Source organism: Sphingomonas agri, from assembly GCF_038148795.1.
GTDB lineage: Bacteria > Pseudomonadota > Alphaproteobacteria > Sphingomonadales > Sphingomonadaceae > Sphingomicrobium > Sphingomicrobium agri.
The window spans coordinates 661,096-681,557 of sequence record NZ_JBAPEU010000002.1; the positions used below are offsets into that span (position 1 = coordinate 661,096).

The 20,462-nt window shown below is 61.0% G+C and carries 23 protein-coding genes and 1 tRNA gene; 7 read left to right on the top strand and 17 right to left on the bottom strand.

Annotated features, from left to right (window positions below; translation table 11 throughout):
- The first annotated feature begins 417 nt into the window (after positions 1–417).
- Positions 418–963: a CAP domain-containing protein gene (locus tag V8192_RS10085; RefSeq protein WP_341632942.1), complete on the top strand. Its 546-nt coding sequence runs from the start codon at positions 418–420 to the stop codon at positions 961–963.
- Here V8192_RS10085 and V8192_RS10090 read toward each other — a convergent pair whose 3' ends face one another.
- The gene (locus V8192_RS10090; RefSeq protein ID WP_341632943.1) at positions 964–2,559 is read right to left on the bottom strand and encodes a putative bifunctional diguanylate cyclase/phosphodiesterase; all 1,596 of its coding nucleotides are present in this window, start codon (positions 2,557–2,559) and stop codon (positions 964–966) included.
- A 70-nt stretch (positions 2,560–2,629) separates the two neighbouring features.
- Entirely contained in the window at positions 2,630–3,286 is a 657-nt protein-coding gene (cmk, locus tag V8192_RS10095; RefSeq protein WP_341632944.1) for a (d)CMP kinase, read from the bottom strand.
- A 120-nt stretch (positions 3,287–3,406) separates the two neighbouring features.
- Here cmk and V8192_RS10100 point away from each other — a divergent pair, with 120 nt between their 5' ends.
- The 3 genes from V8192_RS10100 (at position 3,407) to V8192_RS10110 (ending at position 5,522) form a co-directional block, all read left to right on the top strand.
- Positions 3,407–3,730, top strand: coding sequence for a TIGR02300 family protein (locus V8192_RS10100; protein ID WP_341632945.1), 324 nt, complete (start codon positions 3,407–3,409; stop codon positions 3,728–3,730).
- Between the two features lie 79 nt (positions 3,731–3,809).
- Positions 3,810–3,885, top strand: a tRNA-Ala gene (locus V8192_RS10105).
- 95 nt (positions 3,886–3,980) lie between these two features.
- Complete coding sequence (locus V8192_RS10110; RefSeq protein ID WP_341632946.1) at positions 3,981–5,522, top strand: DUF6538 domain-containing protein; 1,542 nt, start codon at positions 3,981–3,983, stop codon at positions 5,520–5,522.
- On the opposite strand, the gene V8192_RS10115 is transcribed toward V8192_RS10110, so the two are convergent.
- The 4 genes from V8192_RS10115 to V8192_RS10130 all read right to left on the bottom strand — a co-directional run bounded on the left by V8192_RS10115 (position 5,519) and on the right by V8192_RS10130 (position 7,935).
- Complete coding sequence (locus tag V8192_RS10115) at positions 5,519–6,142, bottom strand: hypothetical protein (protein ID WP_341632947.1); 624 nt, start codon at positions 6,140–6,142, stop codon at positions 5,519–5,521. The genes V8192_RS10110 and V8192_RS10115 overlap by 4 nt on opposite strands.
- A 91-nt stretch (positions 6,143–6,233) precedes the next feature.
- Positions 6,234–6,995: a hypothetical protein gene (locus tag V8192_RS10120; protein ID WP_341632948.1), complete on the bottom strand. Its 762-nt coding sequence runs from the start codon at positions 6,993–6,995 to the stop codon at positions 6,234–6,236.
- A 95-nt stretch (positions 6,996–7,090) separates the two neighbouring features.
- Entirely contained in the window at positions 7,091–7,387 is a 297-nt protein-coding gene (locus V8192_RS10125; RefSeq protein WP_341632949.1) for a hypothetical protein, read from the bottom strand.
- Positions 7,388–7,458: 71 nt separating this feature from the next.
- Positions 7,459–7,935 (bottom strand): hypothetical protein, encoded by a 477-nt coding sequence (locus tag V8192_RS10130; RefSeq protein WP_341632950.1) that lies wholly within the window; start codon positions 7,933–7,935, stop codon positions 7,459–7,461.
- Between the two features lie 101 nt (positions 7,936–8,036).
- Between V8192_RS10130 and V8192_RS10135 the strand changes: the two genes are divergently transcribed.
- Complete coding sequence (locus V8192_RS10135; RefSeq protein ID WP_341632951.1) at positions 8,037–8,537, top strand: hypothetical protein; 501 nt, start codon at positions 8,037–8,039, stop codon at positions 8,535–8,537.
- 126 nt (positions 8,538–8,663) lie between these two features.
- Here V8192_RS10135 and V8192_RS10140 read toward each other — a convergent pair whose 3' ends face one another.
- From V8192_RS10140 to V8192_RS10180, 9 genes are all read right to left on the bottom strand, one after another.
- A complete protein-coding gene (locus V8192_RS10140) occupies positions 8,664–9,332 on the bottom strand; it encodes a recombinase family protein (protein ID WP_341632952.1) in 669 nt (222 codons plus the stop codon).
- A 186-nt stretch (positions 9,333–9,518) separates the two neighbouring features.
- The gene (locus V8192_RS10145; RefSeq protein WP_341632953.1) at positions 9,519–10,058 is read right to left on the bottom strand and encodes a hypothetical protein; all 540 of its coding nucleotides are present in this window, start codon (positions 10,056–10,058) and stop codon (positions 9,519–9,521) included.
- Between the two features lie 61 nt (positions 10,059–10,119).
- Positions 10,120–11,004 carry a three-Cys-motif partner protein TcmP gene (gene tcmP / locus V8192_RS10150; protein WP_341632954.1) on the bottom strand — a complete coding sequence of 295 codons (885 nt, stop codon included), beginning with the start codon at positions 11,002–11,004 and terminating at the stop codon, positions 10,120–10,122.
- A complete protein-coding gene (locus V8192_RS10155) occupies positions 11,001–11,738 on the bottom strand; it encodes a DUF5131 family protein (protein ID WP_341632955.1) in 738 nt (245 codons plus the stop codon). The genes tcmP and V8192_RS10155 overlap by 4 nt, the downstream gene beginning before the upstream one ends.
- 212 nt (positions 11,739–11,950) lie before the next feature.
- A complete protein-coding gene (locus V8192_RS10160) occupies positions 11,951–13,981 on the bottom strand; it encodes an EAL domain-containing protein (RefSeq protein ID WP_341632956.1) in 2,031 nt (676 codons plus the stop codon).
- A 109-nt stretch (positions 13,982–14,090) separates the two neighbouring features.
- Entirely contained in the window at positions 14,091–14,372 is a 282-nt protein-coding gene (locus V8192_RS10165; protein WP_341632957.1) for a PilZ domain-containing protein, read from the bottom strand.
- Positions 14,373–14,442: 70 nt separating this feature from the next.
- A complete protein-coding gene (locus V8192_RS10170; protein ID WP_341632958.1) occupies positions 14,443–14,754 on the bottom strand; it encodes a hypothetical protein in 312 nt (103 codons plus the stop codon).
- 125 nt (positions 14,755–14,879) lie between these two features.
- Positions 14,880–15,041 (bottom strand): Flp family type IVb pilin, encoded by a 162-nt coding sequence (locus tag V8192_RS10175; protein ID WP_341632959.1) that lies wholly within the window; start codon positions 15,039–15,041, stop codon positions 14,880–14,882.
- A gap of 152 nt (positions 15,042–15,193) precedes the next feature.
- Positions 15,194–17,158 carry a transglycosylase domain-containing protein gene (locus tag V8192_RS10180; RefSeq protein ID WP_341632960.1) on the bottom strand — a complete coding sequence of 655 codons (1,965 nt, stop codon included), beginning with the start codon at positions 17,156–17,158 and terminating at the stop codon, positions 15,194–15,196.
- A gap of 97 nt (positions 17,159–17,255) precedes the next feature.
- On the opposite strand from V8192_RS10180, the gene V8192_RS10185 reads away from it, so the two are divergent.
- Together V8192_RS10185 and V8192_RS10190 are read left to right on the top strand one after the other, a co-directional pair.
- On the top strand, positions 17,256–18,716 hold the full coding sequence (locus V8192_RS10185; RefSeq protein ID WP_341632961.1) for an ABC transporter substrate-binding protein: 1,461 nt from the start codon (positions 17,256–17,258) through the stop codon (positions 18,714–18,716).
- A 1-nt stretch (position 18,717) separates the two neighbouring features.
- Positions 18,718–19,152, top strand: coding sequence for a DUF4112 domain-containing protein (locus tag V8192_RS10190; RefSeq protein WP_341632962.1), 435 nt, complete (start codon positions 18,718–18,720; stop codon positions 19,150–19,152).
- Positions 19,153–19,238: 86 nt separating this feature from the next.
- Here the strand turns inward: V8192_RS10190 and V8192_RS10195 are convergent, their stop codons facing one another.
- Positions 19,239–19,958 carry an energy transducer TonB gene (locus V8192_RS10195; RefSeq protein ID WP_341632963.1) on the bottom strand — a complete coding sequence of 240 codons (720 nt, stop codon included), beginning with the start codon at positions 19,956–19,958 and terminating at the stop codon, positions 19,239–19,241.
- A gap of 16 nt (positions 19,959–19,974) precedes the next feature.
- Positions 19,975–20,286, bottom strand: coding sequence for a hypothetical protein (locus tag V8192_RS10200; RefSeq protein ID WP_341632964.1), 312 nt, complete (start codon positions 20,284–20,286; stop codon positions 19,975–19,977).
- Positions 20,287–20,462 lie beyond the last annotated feature (176 nt).

Below are 20,462 nucleotides of genomic sequence, written 5' to 3' on the forward strand. Positions count from 1 at the left end.
TCTCGAGCGAGCTAGTCTCGACTCCCCGCAAAACTAGGGAAATCAGCCAAGTCCGCAAGCGCGCGGGCGTTGCAGCAAAGCCGCACCGAGCGATTTAATGTCGCCTCAGATAGGTTTTTACCTATTGTCCGTAGGAAACAAATAGGGAACAAGATCGCCATGGAGTCGCCACCATGCTCGTTCTTGATCCTGCCATACTTCTCGCCCTTGCTGCACTGATCAGCAGCTTGTCGGCGTTCATATGGTCGTTGCGCCGCAAGCCCTGATCGGCGGAAGTCTCAGACGATCGCAGTAATCGGCCCTTTATGCTCTCAGCGACACGAATTCTGTGTCGCAGTCGTATGCGTGGGACTGCAAGAGCGGCCCAATAGCAATGACTTAACTGTAGCTTAGGCAGTTCCTGAGAAATTCGGTGTCATGCTGCTTTCGCGCGCCGTTCCTGCCTTCGTTACATTTGCACTTGCGAGCGCCGTTTCAGCGCAGCCCGTGGGGGAAGACCCGCGCGGCGACCTCGCTTCGCGTGTCCTTGCGGCGCACAACCGCGAGCGCTCGATGGTCGGCGCGCCGCCCCTTCGCTGGGACGCCGAGCTTGCCGTGCATGCTGCATCGTACGGACCGGCTCTCGCGCGACTTCGGACGCTTGTTCACTCGCCCCGCGAATCCCGTCCCGGGGAACGCGAGAATCTCGCCATGGCTTGGCATGGGACCATGTCTCCGGAGGGATTCGTCGGCATGTGGAGCAAGGAAAAGTATCTTCTGCAGCCCGGCGTGTTTCCTGCAGTCAGTCGCACCGGACAGTGGGAGGACATTGCGCACTACACGCAGATGGTGTGGCCGACGACGACCCGCGTGGGATGCGCGATCTATGCCGCCGACTGGGATTATCTCATCTGTCGCTATTCGCCGCCGGGAAACATCGACGGCAAGCCGATATTCGTGGCCGCCTCAATCGCGGAACGCTGATTACCAGCGCCGCTTGGCGCGAGGTCTTGCCTTCGGCGGTTCCTCGGATGCGGGAGAGCCCATGGGCGTCTCGCCGCTCATGGCGAGGAAGTTGCGCACCGCTTCGGCTGAAATGGCCCTTCCGAACAGCCACCCCTGGGCCTCGGAACAGCCGAAATCCGCAAGAGCGTTGCGGATCTGCTCGGACTCGACGCCTTCAGCCGTGATCGGCACGTCAAGATTATGTCCCAGGCCGGCAATTGTGCTGACGATTGCCGCCGTCTGCTGGCTTTTCACGATCGTCGTGATGAAGCTCTTGTCGATCTTGATGCGGTCGAGTGGCAATCGATTGACCTGGGCAAGGCTTGCATAACCCGTTCCGAAGTCATCCAGGGAAATGCTGACCCCGACGTTCTTGAGACTGCGAATGATGGTCAGCACCTGATCGCGGTCTTCGAGCAGCGAGCCCTCGGTGATCTCGATTTCAAGTCGGCTTGCGGGATAGCCGGTGGCAGCGAGCAGTTTCAGAATATGCTCTGCGAGCATCGCGTCACGAAACTGAACTGGAGACACGTTGACGGCGAGCTTCAGGTGCCCGGGCCATCCCCGCGCTTCCTTCAGCGCCTGTTCGAGAACGCTCAACGTCAGGGGGCCGATCAAGCCCGTCCGCTCCGCCGTCTCGATGAAGGCCTCTGCCTCCATCAGCCCGCGCGCCGGACTGCGCCAGCGGGCGAGCGCCTCAAAACCGATGATCTGGCGGGTGGCAAGATCGACCAGCGGCTGGAAGAAGGGAACGAACTCGCCGGCCTTGATGCCATGGCGAATGTCCTCTTCGAGCTTGAGCCGTTCGGTGATCTCGCGCTCGAGTTCCTTATCGAACCAGGCAAGACCATTACGCCCGGAGCGCTTGGCGGCATAAAGTGCAACGTCGCTCTGGCGAAGAGCGCTTTCCTCGTCCCCGCAGTCGCCAAGGCGTGCGAGGCCTATCGATGCAGTCACCTGCATCTGCGCTCCTTCGACAAAGAGAGGCTCGGCAACGGCTGAGAGAATTCTTGTGGCCACGTCTTCAGCCGTGGCAGCGTCCGAGCCCGGCAACAGTACCGCGAATTCATCGCCCCCGGTGCGCGCGCAGCAAGCATCGTCCGGAGCCGACTTCCTGCACGCCTCGGCGACCCGGAGAAGAACCTTGTCACCCGCAAGGTGGCCGTGAAGATCGTTCACTCGCTTGAAATGATCGAGGTCGATCACGAGAAATATCCCGCCACTTTTGTCCTGCAGCGCTTCCTCAAGAGAACGCATCAGCTCGCGTCGGTTCGCAAGTCCGGTCGCCGGGTCCGTGTTGGCGTTGCGCTGCGCCAGGCGCTCGGCAGCCTCGTAGGCATCGAGCGCCTCCTTCAGATCCTTCGAGCGGCGCCACCCGAACAGGATGATCGCGATGTTGAGCAGGAAGGCGACCTTGAGCGTGCTGTCCGACGCCGGGAGCGGGTTGCCCAGGAGTGCGGCAGGCACGATCCGGCTTCCCAGGGCAACGAAGAGCAGTAACGCCGCGATGGTCGCGCACGTGGTGATGACATGGCTGCCCGCGAGGCGGACGGTTTTGCTTCGAGCCTTACGCAATCTACTCGATCCACTTCTTGCCCGCCCCGGTTATGACGAAGAGAAGTGAATATTGTCCTAGCCTAGAGCGTCAGCCTTCGGCTCGGGCGACCCGCTTCTCCACGAGCAAGATCGCGTTGGCGATCGCCTCGTCAGGATCGAGATTGCTCGTATCGAGCAGCATTGCATCGGGAGCAGGTCTCAGCGGAGCGACCGCACGGCCCGAATCGCGTTCGTCACGCGCCGTGATATCGGCGAGTACTTCCTCGTAATGCGCGACCATTCCTCTCGCCTGGAGCTCCTTGAGGCGGCGGTCGGCACGAACCTCCGTTGAAGCAGTGACGAAGAGCTTCGCATCCGCGTCCGGGGCAACAACCGTTCCGATGTCACGGCCATCGAGGACGGCGCCGCCCTCCTGTGCCGCAAAATCTTGCTGGCGCTTGAGAAGCGCAGTTCGAACGGATGGATAAGCCGAGATCATCGAGGCGATCTTGCCGACCGGCTCGCTTCTCAGTTCTTCGTCCTCCGGATTGAGGCCCAGCTCGTCGCAAGCACGCAGCGCCTCGAACTCGCTGGCGGGGTCCCCGCCCCAGCGCCACAATTTGAGAGCTACCGCGCGGTAGAGAAGGCCGGTGTCCATGTGTGGAAGGTTGAAATGCGCCGCGAGCGCACGCGCAACGGTCCCCTTGCCGCTTGCGGCTGGTCCGTCGACGGCAATAACCGGCCCCTTCTTTTTGCCGTCGATCAATCCCATTTCCTTGGCCAAGGCGCGCTGCTTTGACAGGGGCATATCCCTATGGCAAGGCGCCCCGCCGAACGCGCTGGCAAAGCCATGCGCCAATGACATTTTACTGGAGTTGAGACCCTCATGGTGAAGCCCGAATGGGGCACCAAGCGCACTTGCCCCAAATGCTCGACGCGCTTTTACGATCTCGGCAACGAGGATCCGGTGCATTGCATCAATTGCGGGACGGACTGGATTCCGGAACCGGTGCTGAAATCGAAGCAGCCGCTTGCTTTCGAGGCCGCTGCGCCAGCCGCCGCCAAAGAACCTGCGCGAGACGATGAACTTGCAGCCGACGATCTCGCGATCGACGAAGACGCTGAGGTCAGCGCCGACGAGGAAGTCGACCTCGAGACGGGCGACGACGATCTCGGCGTCGAGACCGCCGGCGAGGACGACGAAACCTAGACGAGGAATTTCAGCAAGGCCCGGGTTGATATTCCCCCTTTTCCAGCGGGGGATACATCGCCTAAGGGCTCAGGGACGTGGGGCCGTAGCTCAGCTGGGAGAGCGTCGCAATGGCATTGCGAAGGTCAGGGGTTCGATCCCCCTCGGCTCCACCAACCTCTCCTAAGCCCTTGTAGGGCATAGGAAAACACCGGAAAACAGGCACTTATCCCAAGCGGGTGTTACATCTGTAATAGGGATGTAGGACCCCATGTGTACGTACCTCGATCAGGTCGGCTCGACCTATTATTTCCGCCGCGTCGTTCCCGCCGAACTTCGGCCTTACCTCCTGACTGCCACCGGCAAACCGAGGGCTGAGTTCAAGCTGTCGCTTGGCACTAAGGACCGGGAGGCAGCCAAGCGGCGACTGCCGGAGTTCGTTCAGCAGACTGACCTTCTGTTTGATGAGGCGCGGGCCAAGCTCGCAGCCGACAGGTCAACCGGAACACCCCCAGCAGAGCTGATCGATGGCGGCTGGCTTGGTGAGTTCGCCCATGAGCAGGCCGAGTTCGCGGCGCGGCAGGAGGCCGAGCGGCAACGCCGACGAGCAGAGCGTCGGCATTATCGCGATGAGTGGCGCGAACGGCTGGAGTATTCCACGGCCCGGATGCCACCGCGATACGCCGCCCTGAAGGACCTCATCCGTGAACAAGAGGAGCGTGCAGCCGCCGCAGAGGCCCGTCTAGCTGCCGTGCAGGCGTCCGGCCCTACTACCCCGCAGGTCGTTTCATCGGGCGCTGACGCTGCTGTATGGCTCGATGAGGGCGTTGTTGACGGGTGGGCAGCGGAGCGGAAGCCTAAGCAGAAGGGCATTGATGCTCATCGGTCCGTTGCCCGCTGGGTCTATGAGCGGGTCGGGAGGAAGCCGGTCGCTCAACTCACCCGGCAGGATGTCCTCACCTTTAAGTCCAAGTTGCTGGAGGAAGGTCAGACCCTAGCCAACATCAAGCAGAAGCTGAGCCGGTTACGCACATTGCTTCAGTGGGCGGCCGACAACGGACATGCGCCCAACAATGTCGCGCATGGCATCACCGTGAAGGATACGCAGGCCGCTAAGAATAAGCGCAAGCCATTCGACCTCGCTGCTCTCAATACCATCTTCTCCAGCCCAGTTTACGGCAAGGGCGAACGTCCAGCGCAAGGTCGCGGAGAGGCAGCCTACTGGATACCCCTGCTCGCCCTATTCACCGGCGCGCGGATGGAGGAACTTGGACAGCTCCGACCATCAGACATAGCGGAACTGACGTACCCCGACCCGGACGGGACCGAGCAACGCGGTTGGTTCATCAGTCTCATCGAAGTCGAAGGAGAGGATGGCACTGAGCTTAAGACCGCCGAGAGCGAGCGACTTATCCCGGTCCACCCTCAGCTACAGCAGTTAGGCTTTGTCGCTTTCGCCAAGGCAGCGAGCGAGCAAGGGCGCGAGAGATTGTTCGATCAGCTCACACCCGGGCCGTACGGCAATCTTACTCATAAGTGGGGCCAGTGGTTCGGGCGCTATCTCCGCGATACCTGCAACGTGACTGATAAGCGGATGACGTTCCACTCGTTTCGGCACACGTTCACGGACCATATTCGGCGGCGCGACATTCCAGAGGGCATCCAGCGCCAGCTCGTCGGCCACAGCAGTAAGGATGTGCATGACGACTACGGCACCGGGTACAACCTGTATTGGCTGGTAGAAGCCATGAACCTCTACAAAGTCCCCGGACTGCGGATAGGTGGCGCAGCGACCTTGAATGATGCGGCCTAATACCAACCCGCCCAGATCAGGGCGTCCTTAAGCTCTGGCAGCAGCTCCATGGCGCGGTAGACTTCTTCGGGCTTTCGCTTGGAGAGGTCCTGCTCATGGTACCCATCCGGGAACACAACCTCTAACCGCCCGGTCGGCCACCGGGTTACGGTGATGGTGCCGAACTCCCGGATTATACAGTCGCCTTCCCGCTCCCGTCGTTGCCGATCTAGCAGGTCCAGGTGGCTGTCCTTGTTACGCATAACCTTGCAGGGAAGGCCCGCCTTCATCCGTTCGAAGTTCTCGGCACCCCGCAGTAAGTGGCAACGGTAGCAGGACCGATCACGGGTCCGTTTGCGGAAGTCGCTACAGCGCCCGCAGGGCTTCTCCAAGGCGATGTAGTAGGACGCGCCGTCCATGAAGGCGGACCACCGCTCCTCGCTGCTCACGCGGCGCCGGAGGGCTGCCATGAACGCGGCGTCGGCATCGCATAGCCGCCGCTGCCGGGCATCCAGCTTGTCGGCTCGCGGCTGGCGCTGATGTAGGGCAAATCGAGTATCGGACTGCGGCCCGTATGGCCGGGGTGACTTGGTAATCGTAGGCTCCATCGCGCCGAACTTCGCCCCATGGGTGCGGGTCACGGGAACGTGCGGCTGATTTTGTGCAGATTGTGCAATATAAGGGATACAAATGATGCCCCCTGATTTCCCTATCCGAACAGCAGGGGCAAGATCATTGATATGATGCCAGCAGCTTCCTCAAGGTGTCAATGGCAATAGCCGCCCCATTACCTCTAACTCTCTTCTTGCCAGTGCTTGTAACATCTTGGGAAGCGATCTTGTGATTAATTAGGACATCCCCAGTTGAGCTAAAGATAATCTCTCCTCTGAAGCTCCAATCATTGGATGTTTGCCTAGCTCGGACCCTTAGCAGTCGTTGGACACCGGGGAGACTGTTGCACTTAGTGATGTCTGTGGGATTGCCATGCTCCAAGCATATCCGATGCAGTTCGCTTGCGAGCTTCCGATCTTTGAACCGGCGCTTGAAACGATGGGGTGTAACATCGCGCTCGTACCAGCTCGACGCCAGCCGGGCCATTTGCTCGGCACTAAGCTCCAAGGTTTCCGGCTCTGCCAGCCAGCGCCGAACGATGTCTCGCTCTAGCGTATCGTTGTACGTCTCGGGGTCATACAGGTACAGTTTACCGACCCCCCCGATCTTCTTGCCCGATAGTGTAGGGAACTGCTCCTGAAGCTGTGCAAGCAAGCGTTCGGCCTCCGCCCTGAAGGCTTCCTCCTCGCTGCTCGGCTGCGGCACCCGGTAATCGGGAAGATCGTCCGGCAGCTCGGCAAGGATGCGTTGGTACTCTGCCTCAAAGCGGTCGGCGGTTACTGCATCGGCGTTACCGTCACTCACCGGCTGATCGGCGTCACTCACTTCCACAAACATCATCCATCTACGCGGGGTACTCGGGCTTGCCATGACGTCGAGCATGAACCGTCGCAAGCGATGTTCGGCCCATTGATGGCGCGGCAGATCGCAGGTCGTGAAGTGCGGCTCTTACGTTGCCAACACGCGGAAGTCTGAAGCTAGTTCGCCATCCCCGAGGCAGCCGGATTATCCTTCCGGACAGTTCGGACCAATCCACGGCCAGCCACCAAGAAAATCATCGCGGCCATACCGAACAGCGTGACCCAGCTTAGCTTGTCGGCAGCCGCTTCCGGGATTGGCGCAACAATCTTTACTCCTATGGCATGGGCGCAAAGCGTGGCCGCCCCCGCATATATGAACGCTCGACCCGTAGAGATAGGAACAGGCTTAAGCACTACCAGCAGCAGCCCGACCGCCGTCAGAATGCTCATAACTGCGAAGGTCACATCTGCCATCGGCTCGCTCCTAACGGCAATTAGCATCTACCGATTTACCGCTCTCCGCAATGGTCAGCGAGGAACGCCGCCTAGAACTTCTTCGGAGCTTGGGGGTCCATAGCTTCGCACTGTCCGGTAAAATCCCCTCCTCTTCCTGATATGGTGATCGTGCCTGTCACCCGGTCAACGTAGACCTTGGGGTTATTCATAAAGTTCACTGCCGCACTGGCCTTGATCGATCGATCATCCACGCGGACATCCTTGAGCTTGAACCAGCCATCCGCCCCACCGTGGAGTGGCGGGAGCATGGTCCGGGGCATCCTGATACGGTCATCCCCGGCGAACAGCCTAAGATCTACCTGATCTTCAAACCCCTGATGGCGCATGGTGGTGACAGTCGAGCTACCGTTGCCGGATGCACTGAAGGGTGTCGTGCCAACCATCCCCGATGCATTGCCGTATGAGTTGACCGTCGCGACCGCCGCCTTGTTGGCAGTACCGCCGCCGACGCAGGTTAGGTTCAATGGCGGCTGCGCGACGGCAGCCTGCAACAGTAGAAGCAACATACAGGCCCCCGCCTACATTCCCCGAGCGATGCGAGGATGCGTGCAGTTCGGCGCAAACGCAACGGCTGGAAAGTGGACATCAGACTGTATAGCGTGACCGCATGTTGATCGCGTTGGTAGCGGCTGCTGCGTCTCTCTCCTGCACCGTCGAACACGCGCGGTACTCAATGCGCACAGCGCCGAGCATCACCGCAAGCTTCCGCAATGTGAACACCGCCAAGGCCGCAAGCGGGTGGGATGATTGGCCGAGCCACCTCGCTTTTCGGGTTCACATGGGGAAGACTAACAGAACGTATTGGTTTTTGCCTTGGCCGGGTGGCGCGGACGACCTTCAGCATCTGGCCTCCACTACTGATGTCGATGCACCCGATTGGAAGCCTCCTAATCCCGATGGCGGGCCGCGACCGCTAGGTGACTTCGATTACATTGCGACTGACGCGCAATACAACGTGATCGACAGCATCCCGCATCGTGGTGACACCGCTCCTGCGCACATCCTCATCCCGCGCCTGGGCGATGCACTGTGGCATCAAGTTGCTGAGCTGAACCCCCGCGATGGCGCGCCCAAGCAGTTCTTCGATCTGGTTGCTTGCTCCGGTTAACTCACACCCAGCGAGAGCCGATTTGCGGGCCGTGGAATGGCAAAGGAGGACTGCGCTATCTCCGTGCGCGACGGTCCGAGATAGGCTCCAGCGAGCTTTAAATCGGCTCTGCCGCATGGTTTCAAATCAGGATGCGGCCCGGAGCAAATCACTGACAGATTGTGGCCCCCATTTTCCGCCCCTCGCAGTGACTATCCCCCGCCCGTTCAGTTCCTTGGCGATAGCTCGCAGGCTGCTGTGGCCGTCTGCCTTAATGGCATCGACAATCGGCATGACATCGGCAGCAAAGGCGCTCGACTTAGCCTTGATCGCAGCGACCGCAGCCCCGTTCCCCCTGTAACTACCGAACGCCTTTGCACCCATCGGATTGCCGAGCTTAGTCCCCCTCGCTTTCGCTGCTGCTAGGGCTTCCTTGGTCCGCTTGCTGATCGCCTTGCGCTCTGCCTGTGCCATGGCTGCCATGATGTGGATGGTCAGCTCGTTGGCTTCCGGCATGTCCGCCGCAACGAACTTGGTCCCGGCATCCTGTAGGGCAGCGAGGAAGGCCAGATTGCGGCTGAGCCTGTCGAGCTTTGCGATAACGAGGGTGGCCCCTGTCACCTTGGCATGGTGGAGCGCCTTGGCCAGCTCCGGCCGATCATCCCGCTTGCCGCTCTCTTGCTCTGTGTACTCGCCTAGCGGCTCACATCCCCGACTAGCGCAGAAGCTCGCGATAGCTGCCCGCTGCGCCTCCAGCCCCAAGCCGCTGCGGCCCTGCTTGGCCGTCGATACCCTGTAGTAGTTGATGGTACGCATTACTGGCCCCTGCTGTTGTTGGCAGCGGGGTAACGGTACTGTCCATAACTGTCAAATGAACGTTAGACTATTCTGGACAGAATGATTTGAGCAATCGTGTGGCCCCTTGGGGGGAAGGTCACGCGCGTCCGATCAGAGGGGCGCTTTCGCGCGAGCTGCCCGGATATAGGTCGTTGAGTGCTGCGCTCACGCGCTGATGGGTTCAACCACGAGGCCGGCGAAGGCGAGACCCACCGTCACGGCGTTAGCTAGCGTCCACCAAAGCCATGTCCGCTTACCGCCGGGAACTCCGAAGAACCGACGAAGGCAAACAACCTCAATGCTGGTCGTTATCGCTAGGGCTAGGATAAATGTTGCCGACCAAGTTATCGGGTTGAACGTACCCATATTGAAGCTCTTGTAGAGGATAATCCCCGGGAAGATTTCCCAGACAATGCCTGCCAGTGGAATGAGCAGGATACCTAGGATGGTCGAAATAGCGTTCACCGCTAACGATGCTGTGAGTGACCGCTTCCAGCTCATGGCGAAGCAGAACCGAAGTACCAATGCTTCGACCAGCAAACCCAATGCTATCACTGGGATGCTGAGCAACTTCCGCTCAACAAACAAAGCGGGCCATACAACGTCGGCATGTGCCGCGCTTGGCAGAGCTAAAGCGGTAATGGCTATGCCCAGCCGCACATAAGATCTTTTCACAACCACCCTCATCCCCCAGTCGGTACTCATCCGACGTAACGTTCATCCCTTAATGACCAGCGTTCGAGCAATGAAAGCTAGTGTCAGCGGCCTAGACCCTAACGTGCTGCCCCTTGCTGAGGATGTGCTGCGCACCCTTCAGCCCAGCGGCATGAGGGCCAGCCCAAACAAGGTAGTACAGTGAATGCTTCTTCGTGTTGCAGATCAGCTTAGCTGGCGAGACATGGCCGAACGCCGCCTCAAGGCGCTTGAGATAGAGCCGTAGGAGGCGCTTGCCGTAGTCATCGCGTTTCTTCAGCTCGCAGCCGAACAGCCCCTCGGTGTGCTGATAGACCTCACCGAACCACTCTTCAGTTCCAAAGTACTCATCGAAGTGGCCGCGCCACTCCTCATCAATCTCGCCTTCCTTGGGTATCAGCCGCTGAATAGCCATCTGGAGGGGAAAGTTGATTAAGACCTCGAATGACTTGGTCGCAGCTAGCTGCTCAATAGTGGTCCACGGCAAGTGGGTGCCGAACGGGTCGAGGAAGGCAACTCCACGGTATTTGCTCCAGTCATCCCGCTTGGACAGTACCTCTGAGATAACAGTACCCGCATCGCCGCCCCTGACCCGAATGACACGATCAGGGAACTCAGCGATGAGCTTCTCAAGCTCTGCCCTGCGAAGGTCGTCCCGCTCAATGAACAGGTAGAACTGGAAGGGCGTCTTCAGCTCCAACGCGACGCGAGGGGAACCTGCTATGAACTCGGATTGCTCCTCATCCGTTAGGTCAATGAGCCTCGGGTTGGGGTCCGACTTCGCTCTGATCTGCGAGTACCCTGCTCCAGCGAACCCATCGATGAAGATGGTTCCCGTGAGCCAAGCCTGCTTCTTCAGAACGGTGTTGTAGTACTCAAGGTAATCCGCAAGCGCCTGGAGCTTCTCCTTCGCCCACGGGCCTACCGTAACGTCGAGCTTACGGGCGCGAACGGTCATGCAGCTAGAGTTGGGCAACTGGGGAACTCATTCCATTCCCTGCCCTCGATAGTCCTGCCACCAGTCTTAGGGCGCAGCCCGCCCCATTGCTTGAAGAAGAAGGGGACTTGCTGCGCTAAGCACTGGTCGCGGACCTCACGCACCCACTCCAGCGCAACTGGTCGCGCACGCGGGCCACTTTCACCACCAACGATTACCCAATGAATGTCTTGGAGCTTTAGCTTCCCGACCGGCCCCAAGAGCGGCTCTACAGACAGGAACCGGACAGCGGCGGGAGCTGATCGCAAATGTTCGACACGGCTCTTCCTAGCGCCATCCTCGACGGACACCCCCAACCATACATTACCCGGCGGCGGGCGTTCTGCGTACCGCTTTTGCAAGTACCGGCTCATAAGGGAACTACGCTTGGTGAGGACTTGGAAGGTATGCCAGTCGGCGGCCTCCATGGTGTCGAATACCTTATCGATGAAGGCGGTCGGCACTTCCTTATGAAATAGGTCGCTCATGGAGTTTACGAACACCATGCGAGGCCTGCGCCAGCTAAGCGGATGGGCCAGCCGCTCCGGCCTCAACGTCAGATCAAACCCGGCCTCGAAGGGATGGCCAGCTACACCACGGAACCGTTCAGCGAACCGCTCGGCATAGCAATGGTCGCACCCCGGACTGATCTTGGTGCAGCCCGTTACTGGGTTCCAAGTAGCGTCTGTCCACTCGATGCTGCTGCGATCTGCCACGCCACTCCCCCTGTGGATAAAATGCCTTGCCTTGAAGGTCCGCGCAATGGTGGCGCATCGGGAGGCTTGCCGTAGCTCGCTGAACTGTTACATCTGGGTGTACCAACGGTAACAGCCGCTCAGAAAAATGTCTTTGTTTTCCAATGGTTACGGGTCAGGGGTTCGATCCCCCTCGGCTCCACCATTTCCCCAACTGGTCAATTTGAGCTCGACTAGATCCGGCCCGGCTTTGCCGCTTGCAACAGCTTGAGATTGAACGGTTCGCGGAACTGCATTCCTGTCTGGCCGCCCTTGGTCCAGATGACTTTCGCGTCGATCAGGAACCCGAATGAGGAGTCGAGGCGTATCTCCGCTCCCACCGGCAGCTCCCCCACGACCTCGACCATTGCGCCGCCCGACGAGATGTTCTTGAGGCGGCCCGGGATGACCTTGCCTCCATGGTGCACCACAGCGGCCCTGATGGTCCTGACGCGCGTTTCACGGGCCCTCTTGAACCCGTCCGGCGCGACCGAGCTGTTTGACGAGGCGAGCTTGAAGGCCTCCTCGGCTGGCATTGGCTTGCCGAATATATAGCCCTGCACCAGCGAGCAGCCGAGCTTCCTCACAAGCAGCAGTTCGTCCTGCGTCTCGACGCCTTCGGCAGTCGTCGTCATCTGAAGATCCGACGCCAAACCCACCATTGCCCGGATGAGCGCGGCGTTGCGACTGTTGGGGTCGGAAGCGCCGCGTACAAAGGATTGGTCGATCTTGATCTTGTCGAACGGGACGCGCTGAAGATAGCTAAGGCTCGAATAGCCGGTTCCGAAGTCGTCGAGGGCGAGCTTGACGCCGATGTTCTTGAGGCTGGCGATCATCTCGTGAACATGATCGTCGTTGCTCAGGAATACCCCTTCCGTGATCTCTAGCTCGAGCTGCTTTGCGGCAAGACCGGTTTCGCTCAGCACCGTTCTGATCATGGTAGGCAGTGACTGTGCCTTAAACTGAACCGGCGACAGGTTCACCGCGACCGTAACGTGACGCGGCCACTTGGCCGCCTCGGTGCAAGCCGCCCGCAATACCCATTCGCCAATTTCGTTGATGATGCCGAATTCCTCGGCGAGCGGAATGAACTGCACTGGGCTGACCGGACCATGTTCTGGATGGGTCCATCGCACCAGCGCTTCGAAACCCGTGAGGACTTCGGTCGTCGCATCCACGCTTGGCTGAAAGACAACGCTCAGCTGGCCTTTCTCGATAGCGACGCGAAGGTCCGATTCCATGAGCTGCCGCTCGCGTGCTTCCTCGTGCATCTCGGGCACGTAGAAACGGTAAGTCCCTTTTCCCGCCGCCTTCGCCGCATAGAGGGCAAGGTCGGCGTCTCGCATGAGATCGTCGGCCGTGCGATCATCATAATCCGAAGTTACGATCCCGACAGAAGCCCCGATGGTGACGTTCGTGCCGTTGATGAAGTACGGGCGCGTGAGGCTATCAATGATGGCCTGCGCAAGGCGCGATAGGTCGGCTTCGGAGGAGACCGCCGGGAGAACGATTTCGAATTCGTCGCCCCCCAGCCGCCCAACCTGACCAAGATCCCCGACTTCGTCTGTGAGCCTCAGAGCAACCAGGCGAAGCAGCGTATCGCCCGCCGGGTGACCCAGCGTGTCGTTGACGGCCTTGAAGCGGTCGAGATCGAGTAGGAAAACGGAGCAGCGGTGCTTCCTGCGGCTGGCGCTTATCAGCGCATCGTCGAGTGCCCGCCGCAGGGCTTCCCGGTTGGCAAGCCCGGTAAGCGAGTCCTGCCGTGCCAGACGGTCCAGCTCCACTTCGGATTGTCTCATCTTGGTGAGATCAGAAGCGAATCCGCGGAAACCGAAAAAACGGCCGACCTGGTCGTGAATCGGCCTTCCTGAGACCGACCACCAGATCTCGTTCTTGCTTCTGGCCCTTACCGTCAGGTCCTGGAAGGCGACGTGGGAGGAAAGATAGAATCCAAGCGTGCGCTCAGACGGGCCGCTGTCCTCGGTCCGCGTGGAGATTAGATCGGCGAAAGGCCGCCCGAGGAGATCGCCCAGCTCTCGTCCGAGGGTCCTTGCGACGCTTTCACTGATGTATGACAGCGTACCGTCGCGCTCGGTTTCCCAGAACCAGCCTTTCTCGCTGGCTTCGAATTCCTCGATCAGACCCTCTGCGCGCGAAGGCTGTGCCTCCGCGGGCTCCTGCGCGGACTCGCTAGATGATCTGAGTAATCGGCTAAAACTGCCCACAGGATCCCCACGTCCCTAGCGCACACCAAATGCACGTTCGACGAGAAGCAGATCATGCCCCATCGACGTTAAGGTATCGTTAGCCAGGACTGAGGAAATTGGGGTCGGATCACGTCCATCGTTCGTAGGCGACCGGCTCCAGGAAGATCCCGCCCGCTTCGTCCCCCAAAGCCCATCGGATCTGCGCTGGAAATTCCTCGCTATGTTCCACACGAAGCGTGACGAACTCGCCAATTCGCAACAGAAAATCGGAGACCTTCAGCCGAAATCCCCCACTCGACACATCAAGGACGACGACTTGGGACCGTACGCCGTCCGCGTTGATGAGAACTGCCGGCTGATGAATATCGATGCGTGGCGCTCTTTTGTTGATGCCGCGGGTGCGAGCCATTGGATGCTCCTTCGCGACAACAACAGTAACAAAGAACGGCCTTGCGCGCAGCCCCGGAGACTAAACGCAGCTAGCGGCGCATTCGCCTTACGGGTTTCAGCGCGCGGTTGCCGATGCAGTGATCGAAACCAATCCAATCGACGCGGTTGCCAGCTCTTCTTGCGTTCCGATTGCACAGCTGCACCCGCCACTGTGGGGGCCGCTCTCTCGCGACATAGTTGAGGGCGCGCTTCATCGCCCTGTGCTGCTGCACCATGCACCGCGACTGCCATTGGCAGTTCACGCCGATGTTGAGCGATACAGGATCATAAAGGATGGGCCGCGCCTCGGCGCCGGCGCGTACCGAGAAAAGTAGGCCCAGCATCGCCAATGAGCGCTTCATTACCCCCTCAACTGACATTGGCGGCTCAAGTGCCGCAATAAGGGCCGTTGTGGAAGAGGTTAACGGGCAAAAGAAAAGCGGCGACGCGAAAGGCGCCGCCGCTTATTCGGGTTTGACGAAACTTCTTAGCCGAGCGAATTTGAAACGTTGTTGAACGTCGTATTCAGCTTGTTGCCGATGCCCTGCATCGCCCCAATGGCAGCGACTGCAATCAGCGCAGCAATCAGGCCGTATTCGATGGCCGTTGCGCCTTCTTCATTCTTGAACAGCTTCATAAACTTCGCCATCTCTGGTCTCCCATCATGGGCTTTGACAAACGGGATCGAGCCCTACCGCCTGTGCAACCCTGTACCCGACCCAGGCTGAGGGGAATCTGCCGGTCCGTGGTTTAGGAACGGTTAAAATGTCAGGGGCGCGACATGAACTTTCGTTAAGGCTTTCAGCGACCTCCGATGAGGTCGTCCAATTGCCGGACGAGATCACGGAGCGGCTTGGTCGAATTGCTCCATTCGCGCGGAAGCGGGCTCTTGCTTTCCTGCTCCGGGTCCGGCCGGTGAAAGCCGGGGGGTAGCGCTGGGCCGCGCTCGTGATCGACTGCGAGCGCCGAACTCATGAAATTGTGCCAGATTTCGGCGGGAACGGTGCCCCCGCTGATTTTTCCAAGAGACCGGTTGTCGTCGCGGCCGACCCAAACTCCAACGACCAGGTTTCCGGCAAAGCCCACAAAAAGCGCGTCCCTGTTTTCCTGCGTCGTGCCCGTCTTTCCAAAAGTGGGAACAGGAAGGGCAGCCCGGCGGCCGGTGCCGTTGTTCGCCGCTGCATAGAGGAGGTCGAACATGGGACCACGATCGCGGTCCGGGTCGAGGACTCCTGCCGTCCGAAAGAACGCCTTGAGACCTTCAGCCTGTTGCTCGGCTGGGAGCCCTCTCGCCACTACGGGGTATCGGCCGCTTTCAGCCGCAGCGTAAGCGGAAGTCAGCTCGAGCAGGCTGACGCCCGCGGTGCCTAGCGCAAGGCTCGGCTTGTCCGGCAGGGGGGTGGTAATGCCCAGATCTCTCGCGGCGCGAATGACGTTTGCGCGGCCGACCTGCTGCATCAGACGTACTGTTGCGGCGTTGCTCGAGCGCGCGAATGCCTCGCGCAGAGTGATCCGGCCGCGATAAACACGGTCGCTGTTCTCAGGCGTCCAGCCTTCGATGGTCACCGGTGAATCGGCGATCATGCTGTCGGGCGTCCAGCCCGCGCGCAGTGCAGCCAGATAGACAAAGAGCTTGAATGCGGAACCGGGCTGCCGCCGTGCCTGGGTGACCCGGTTGAACGAAGACTGGGCGTAGCTCCTGCCTCCCACCATCGCGACGACGCGGCCATCAGGCCGCATGGCAACCAGTGCCGCCTGTGCATCACCGATCGAGGCACGGTTCACAGCCCGCTCGGCAAGACGCTGGAAGGTCCGGTCGAGCGTTGTCTGCACCTTCACGCGGCCAAAGCCGGATTCAAAGGCGCCTGCCGCAGAGGGTGCGACCCAATCGGCAAAATAGGTTCCGGCTGGAAGCTTTGCCTCCTGCACCACGGGCCTCGCATCCGCAGTGCCACTGGCGCGCGCCTCGCTGATCACGCCTGTATCCGCCATTGCGCGGAGGACGAGCCGGCCGCGTTTCTGAGCTGCTGCAAGATGCTGGGTCGGCGCCAGACGGGAGGGCGCCTGCACCAACCCGGCAAGCATCGCGGATTGCGCGAGATTGAGCTGTTGCGGATCGCGGTGGAAATAATGGTGGGAGGCCGCACGCAGTCCGTAGACTCCATCGCCGAAATAGACGCTCGACAGATAGCGGGACAGGATCTCCTGCTTGGTCAGCCACGCCTCCAGCCAGAAAGCGATAATGACTTCCTGGGCCTTGCGCTTGATCGTTCGATCTCCCGACAGGAAGTTCGTCTTGGCAAGCTGCTGTGTAATCGTGCTTCCGCCCTGCCGAACGCCGCCCCCGCGCATGTCCGCAACGAAGGCCCGCCCCATTCCGCGCAGGTCGACCCCCCAATGGCGATAGAAGCGCCGGTCCTCGATGGCCACGAAGGCAGCAGGCGTCAGCGGATTGAGCTTGGCGACGTCGACGGGTGCCTCCTTGATCGCTCCCCGAAGCGCAATCGGATGCCCGTCATCGCTCATGAGGAGCAAGGCGGGGTCGGAGAGTGGCTCCAGGGCCCGCGACAGGGGCGCAGTGATGACCAGCCAGATCAGCGTCACCGCGATCAGTGCTGCCGTCGCATAAAGGACAAGCGGCCAACGGCGGCGTTTGGACGATTCGGCTTCAACCGGCGGCGGCGCCTCTGGCGGGAACGGATCGGGCAGCTCCTCGATGGGAACGCCGTCACGAGTCCAGATTGCGTCCCTCTCCTCCAGCCTCATCTCAGCGGCACCCACGTAACTGCCTTACTTAACTAATACAGCTTGGAGCCAATATCCAGTGCTTGCTGAATGAGGCGTTGCCGGTAAATCGGCGCAGATGCGGCGTCACATCGCCTTGCTGCTGTTGTGCGCCTTGTCGCTGGCTACCGGCTCCTGCCACGAGCAGCCTCGAGGTGCGCTGAAGGCTGTCGTGATCGGCGGAGCCCCGCGTCTGCGCGATCCGTCCCTTGGTCCACTCCCACCGGCAGATGCCGTGCTCCTTGCAAGTGTCGCCCAGGGGCTCGTGCGCTTCGACGCGAACGGCAATATCGTGCCGGGACTCGCAGAGCGCTGGAACGTCAGCGAGGATGGTCTTGGCTACATCTTCAGGATCGCGTCGGCCAAATGGCCGGACGGCGAGCAGATCACTGCGCAGCAGATTGCGCGGCTGCTGAAGCGGCAGCTGGCGGAGCGCAGTCGCAATCCGCTCCGGGACTCCCTCGGCGCAATCGAGGATGTGGTGGCGATGACCGACCGGGTCATCGAGATCCAGCTGCTCGCGCCGCGGCCCACGCTGCTCTCGCTATTGGCGCAACCCGAGCTCGCCATCCTCCGCGGGAGCAGTGGCACTGGTCCTTTCACCGCCGTCTCGACCGGCGGGCCCGGAGGAGAAGTTCGTCTCAGCCGCGAGATCAGCAATGGGGACGAAGGCCAGCTCGAGCGCGAGGAAGTCCTGCTTGCGGGCGCCCCCGCCAGCGCTGCGATCACCGACTTTGCCGCGTCCAAGACCGATCTCCTTCTTGGCGGAACATTTGCCGACCTGCCGCTCGCACGGCAGGTGCAGCTGCCGCGCGGGGCGCTGAGATTTGACCCCGCCTCGGGATTGTTCGGGTTCGTCCCGATGCGAGCCGGCGGCCCGCTCGACAATCCCGAAGTCCGGCAGCTCCTCGCGCAGGCGATCGACCGGGGCAATCTGATCGGCGCGCTTGGAGTTCCCGACCTTGCGCCGCGTGCGACCTTGCTCGAACCCGGTCTCGACGGCATGCCGGCACCGCTGGCGCCGTCGTGGATCGGAACGCCCCTTGGCGACCGGATCGCGGCGCTGCGCAGCCAAAGCGATCGGCTGCTGGGCAAGAACAAGCCCGTGATAGAGGTATTCCTGCCGGCCGGACCGGGCGCTGATCTCCTGTTTCAGGAGATCAGGCGCGACTGGGGTGCGATCGGTATATCAGTCGAACGGGCGCAAAGGCCGATCGAGGCCGATTTTGCACTTGTGGACGAGGTCGCGCCCTCGACCTCCGCCTCGTGGTTCGTTCGCCGTTTCCGGTGCGATATCACGCCCGTCTGCGACCAACAGGCAGACGAGCTGATGGAGGCCGCGCGTCAATCACCTGTGCCCGCGCAACGTTATGCCCTGCTCGTTCAGGCGGCGGCCCGGATCGACGAAGCGGAGCTTTTCATTCCGATCACTGCGCCCGTCCGCTGGTCACTCGTCTCGGCCCGCGTCCAGAACTTCGCGGGGAACCGTTACGCACGTCACACGCTCACGGGCCTGCAACAACAGCCAGGGTCTGACTGAGATGGCGACGGACGATCACCGACTGCACCTTCCCAAGCTCGATTCGGATCCACAGTCCGTCCGCCAGCGTGTCGAGACGATGGAACGTCTGCTCGAGCATCTATTCGTCATTCCGGGTACTCGGCGGGACGTCGGGCTCGACGTCATCCTGGACCTCGTGCCGATCGTCGGGGACATCGCGGCAGCGGCGCTCGGAGCCTATATCGTTTGGGAAGCCAAGAATCTTGGCATGTCCAAATGGCAGATGGCTCGAATGAGCGGAAACGTCGGGACGAACTGGCTTCTCGGTCTATTTTCCGTCGTTCCGGTCGTGGGAGTTCTCCCAACCCTGTTCTTTCGGTCCAACACGCGCAACCTGAAGATCATCAAGAAGCATCTCGAAAAACATCATCCTGCGGCAACGACTATCGAGACAACGGCGACGCGATCTGATTGATTTCCACATCGCCTTTGGCCTCGATTGGGGCGGGCCGAACGTCTGGCGGAAAATGACGAGCCGGTGGGCTCTTCCTCTCCCGTCTCCTAGCCGCGCGGCGGGATCCAGTCGTGGTCCCAATCCACCTCGTCGCGGATGGGACGCCCGTAGCGATCGGTGCTCGGGCGAAACCGGAAGCGCTGCTGCATCAGACGGCAGGTCAGTGAGTCGAGTTCCGGGACTCCGCTCGAGCGGTCGAGACGGCACGCGCTCACCCGTCCTGTCGGCTCGACCGTCAGGGTGACACTCACACGTCCCCCCACTCCTGCCCTGCCGAGATCGCGGGGATAGTCCGATTGCCCGATATCCCCGGAGATATGCTCAAGGTCAGTCCCGCCGTCTCCCTCCCCGTACCCGTTTCCTCCAGTCCCCCCGCCCGCGCCTGGCCCGAGCGCGGGACCGGTTCCGGTGCCTCCCCCTGAGGGTGCGGCAGTCGGCTTCACTGCCACGATCGGCGTCACTGAGGGCGGCGCATGCGCGGGCTGAGGACCCGGCGATCCCCCAAGCTTGTCAGGCGCTGCCTTGGGCGCTGCAGCCTCTTGATGCCGGGGACGGGGTGGAGGTTGAACCGGGGGCGGAGGCGGCGGCGGCTTCTGGAGCGTGATGCTGACGAGCCGCTCGACGATCTCGCCTGGGTGGGTGACGTCGACACGAAGGCCCGTGAGCAAGCCAATCGCGAGCCCTGCCTGAACGATGGCGACCGCGGCGAGCGCCGTAATGCGCTCCCGCGGCCGTACCGTTTTACGTTGTTCGGCGTAGGCGGGCATCTGCCCGCTTCAACGCTTAACGATAATAGCAGCGCCGGGGCGCGGTGAGCGTCCGGTCGATGGCTCCGCCCGCGACGACGCCGCCAACGGCGCCGGCTGCCGTGCCGAGCAGGCCGTGGCCAAGCAGGCTATGGCCGACCACCGCGCCGGTAACGCCGCCGACGACCTTGCCGGTCGCAGCCGACGAGCGGCGGCAATACTTATAGTGGTAACGGGTGCTGCTGTAATAATGGCGGTGACGCGTCCTAGCGTCGGCAGGCACTGCGACCGACCCGGCGGCGGTGACCGCGAGTGCAGCGGCGGTGACGATCTTGTTGAGTTTGCGCATTTGTCAGTCTCTCACTCGTTGTTTCGCCATTCTAACGAGAATTCTCGCGTCATGTTTCGCAATGGCGGTTGGTTACGGCGGGCCGTGCTTGTCAGTAGACGTACAGCAGCACATCAGCCCGGCCGTTTAACGGCTTTGGCACCGGGCTGTTCCGTTTAAACCCCGAAACGACCTCT

What these genes read in the sequence shown, in the direction of transcription:
- V8192_RS10165 (WP_341632957.1), bottom strand. Translation starts at nt 14,372, where the DNA reads ATGGCTCGCACCCGCGGCATCAACAAAAGAGCGCCACGCATCGATATT.
- V8192_RS10125 (WP_341632949.1), bottom strand. Translation starts at nt 7,387, where the DNA reads ATGGCAGATGTGACCTTCGCAGTTATGAGCATTCTGACGGCGGTCGGG.
- V8192_RS10170 (WP_341632958.1), bottom strand. Translation starts at nt 14,754, where the DNA reads ATGAAGCGCTCATTGGCGATGCTGGGCCTACTTTTCTCGGTACGCGCC.
- V8192_RS10110 (WP_341632946.1), top strand. Translation starts at nt 3,981, where the DNA reads ATGTGTACGTACCTCGATCAGGTCGGCTCGACCTATTATTTCCGCCGC.
- V8192_RS10200 (WP_341632964.1), bottom strand. Translation starts at nt 20,286, where the DNA reads ATGCGCAAACTCAACAAGATCGTCACCGCCGCTGCACTCGCGGTCACC.
- V8192_RS10085 (WP_341632942.1), top strand. Translation starts at nt 418, where the DNA reads ATGCTGCTTTCGCGCGCCGTTCCTGCCTTCGTTACATTTGCACTTGCG.
- V8192_RS10120 (WP_341632948.1), bottom strand. Translation starts at nt 6,995, where the DNA reads ATGCTCGACGTCATGGCAAGCCCGAGTACCCCGCGTAGATGGATGATG.
- V8192_RS10135 (WP_341632951.1), top strand. Translation starts at nt 8,037, where the DNA reads ATGTTGATCGCGTTGGTAGCGGCTGCTGCGTCTCTCTCCTGCACCGTC.
- V8192_RS10180 (WP_341632960.1), bottom strand. Translation starts at nt 17,158, where the DNA reads ATGAGGCTGGAGGAGAGGGACGCAATCTGGACTCGTGACGGCGTTCCC.
- tcmP (WP_341632954.1), bottom strand. Translation starts at nt 11,004, where the DNA reads ATGACCGTTCGCGCCCGTAAGCTCGACGTTACGGTAGGCCCGTGGGCG.
- V8192_RS10145 (WP_341632953.1), bottom strand. Translation starts at nt 10,058, where the DNA reads ATGAGTACCGACTGGGGGATGAGGGTGGTTGTGAAAAGATCTTATGTG.
- V8192_RS10195 (WP_341632963.1), bottom strand. Translation starts at nt 19,958, where the DNA reads ATGCCCGCCTACGCCGAACAACGTAAAACGGTACGGCCGCGGGAGCGC.
- V8192_RS10190 (WP_341632962.1), top strand. Translation starts at nt 18,718, where the DNA reads ATGGCGACGGACGATCACCGACTGCACCTTCCCAAGCTCGATTCGGAT.
- V8192_RS10140 (WP_341632952.1), bottom strand. Translation starts at nt 9,332, where the DNA reads ATGCGTACCATCAACTACTACAGGGTATCGACGGCCAAGCAGGGCCGC.
- V8192_RS10185 (WP_341632961.1), top strand. Translation starts at nt 17,256, where the DNA reads ATGCGGCGTCACATCGCCTTGCTGCTGTTGTGCGCCTTGTCGCTGGCT.
- V8192_RS10100 (WP_341632945.1), top strand. Translation starts at nt 3,407, where the DNA reads ATGGTGAAGCCCGAATGGGGCACCAAGCGCACTTGCCCCAAATGCTCG.
- V8192_RS10175 (WP_341632959.1), bottom strand. Translation starts at nt 15,041, where the DNA reads ATGGCGAAGTTTATGAAGCTGTTCAAGAATGAAGAAGGCGCAACGGCC.
- V8192_RS10130 (WP_341632950.1), bottom strand. Translation starts at nt 7,935, where the DNA reads ATGTTGCTTCTACTGTTGCAGGCTGCCGTCGCGCAGCCGCCATTGAAC.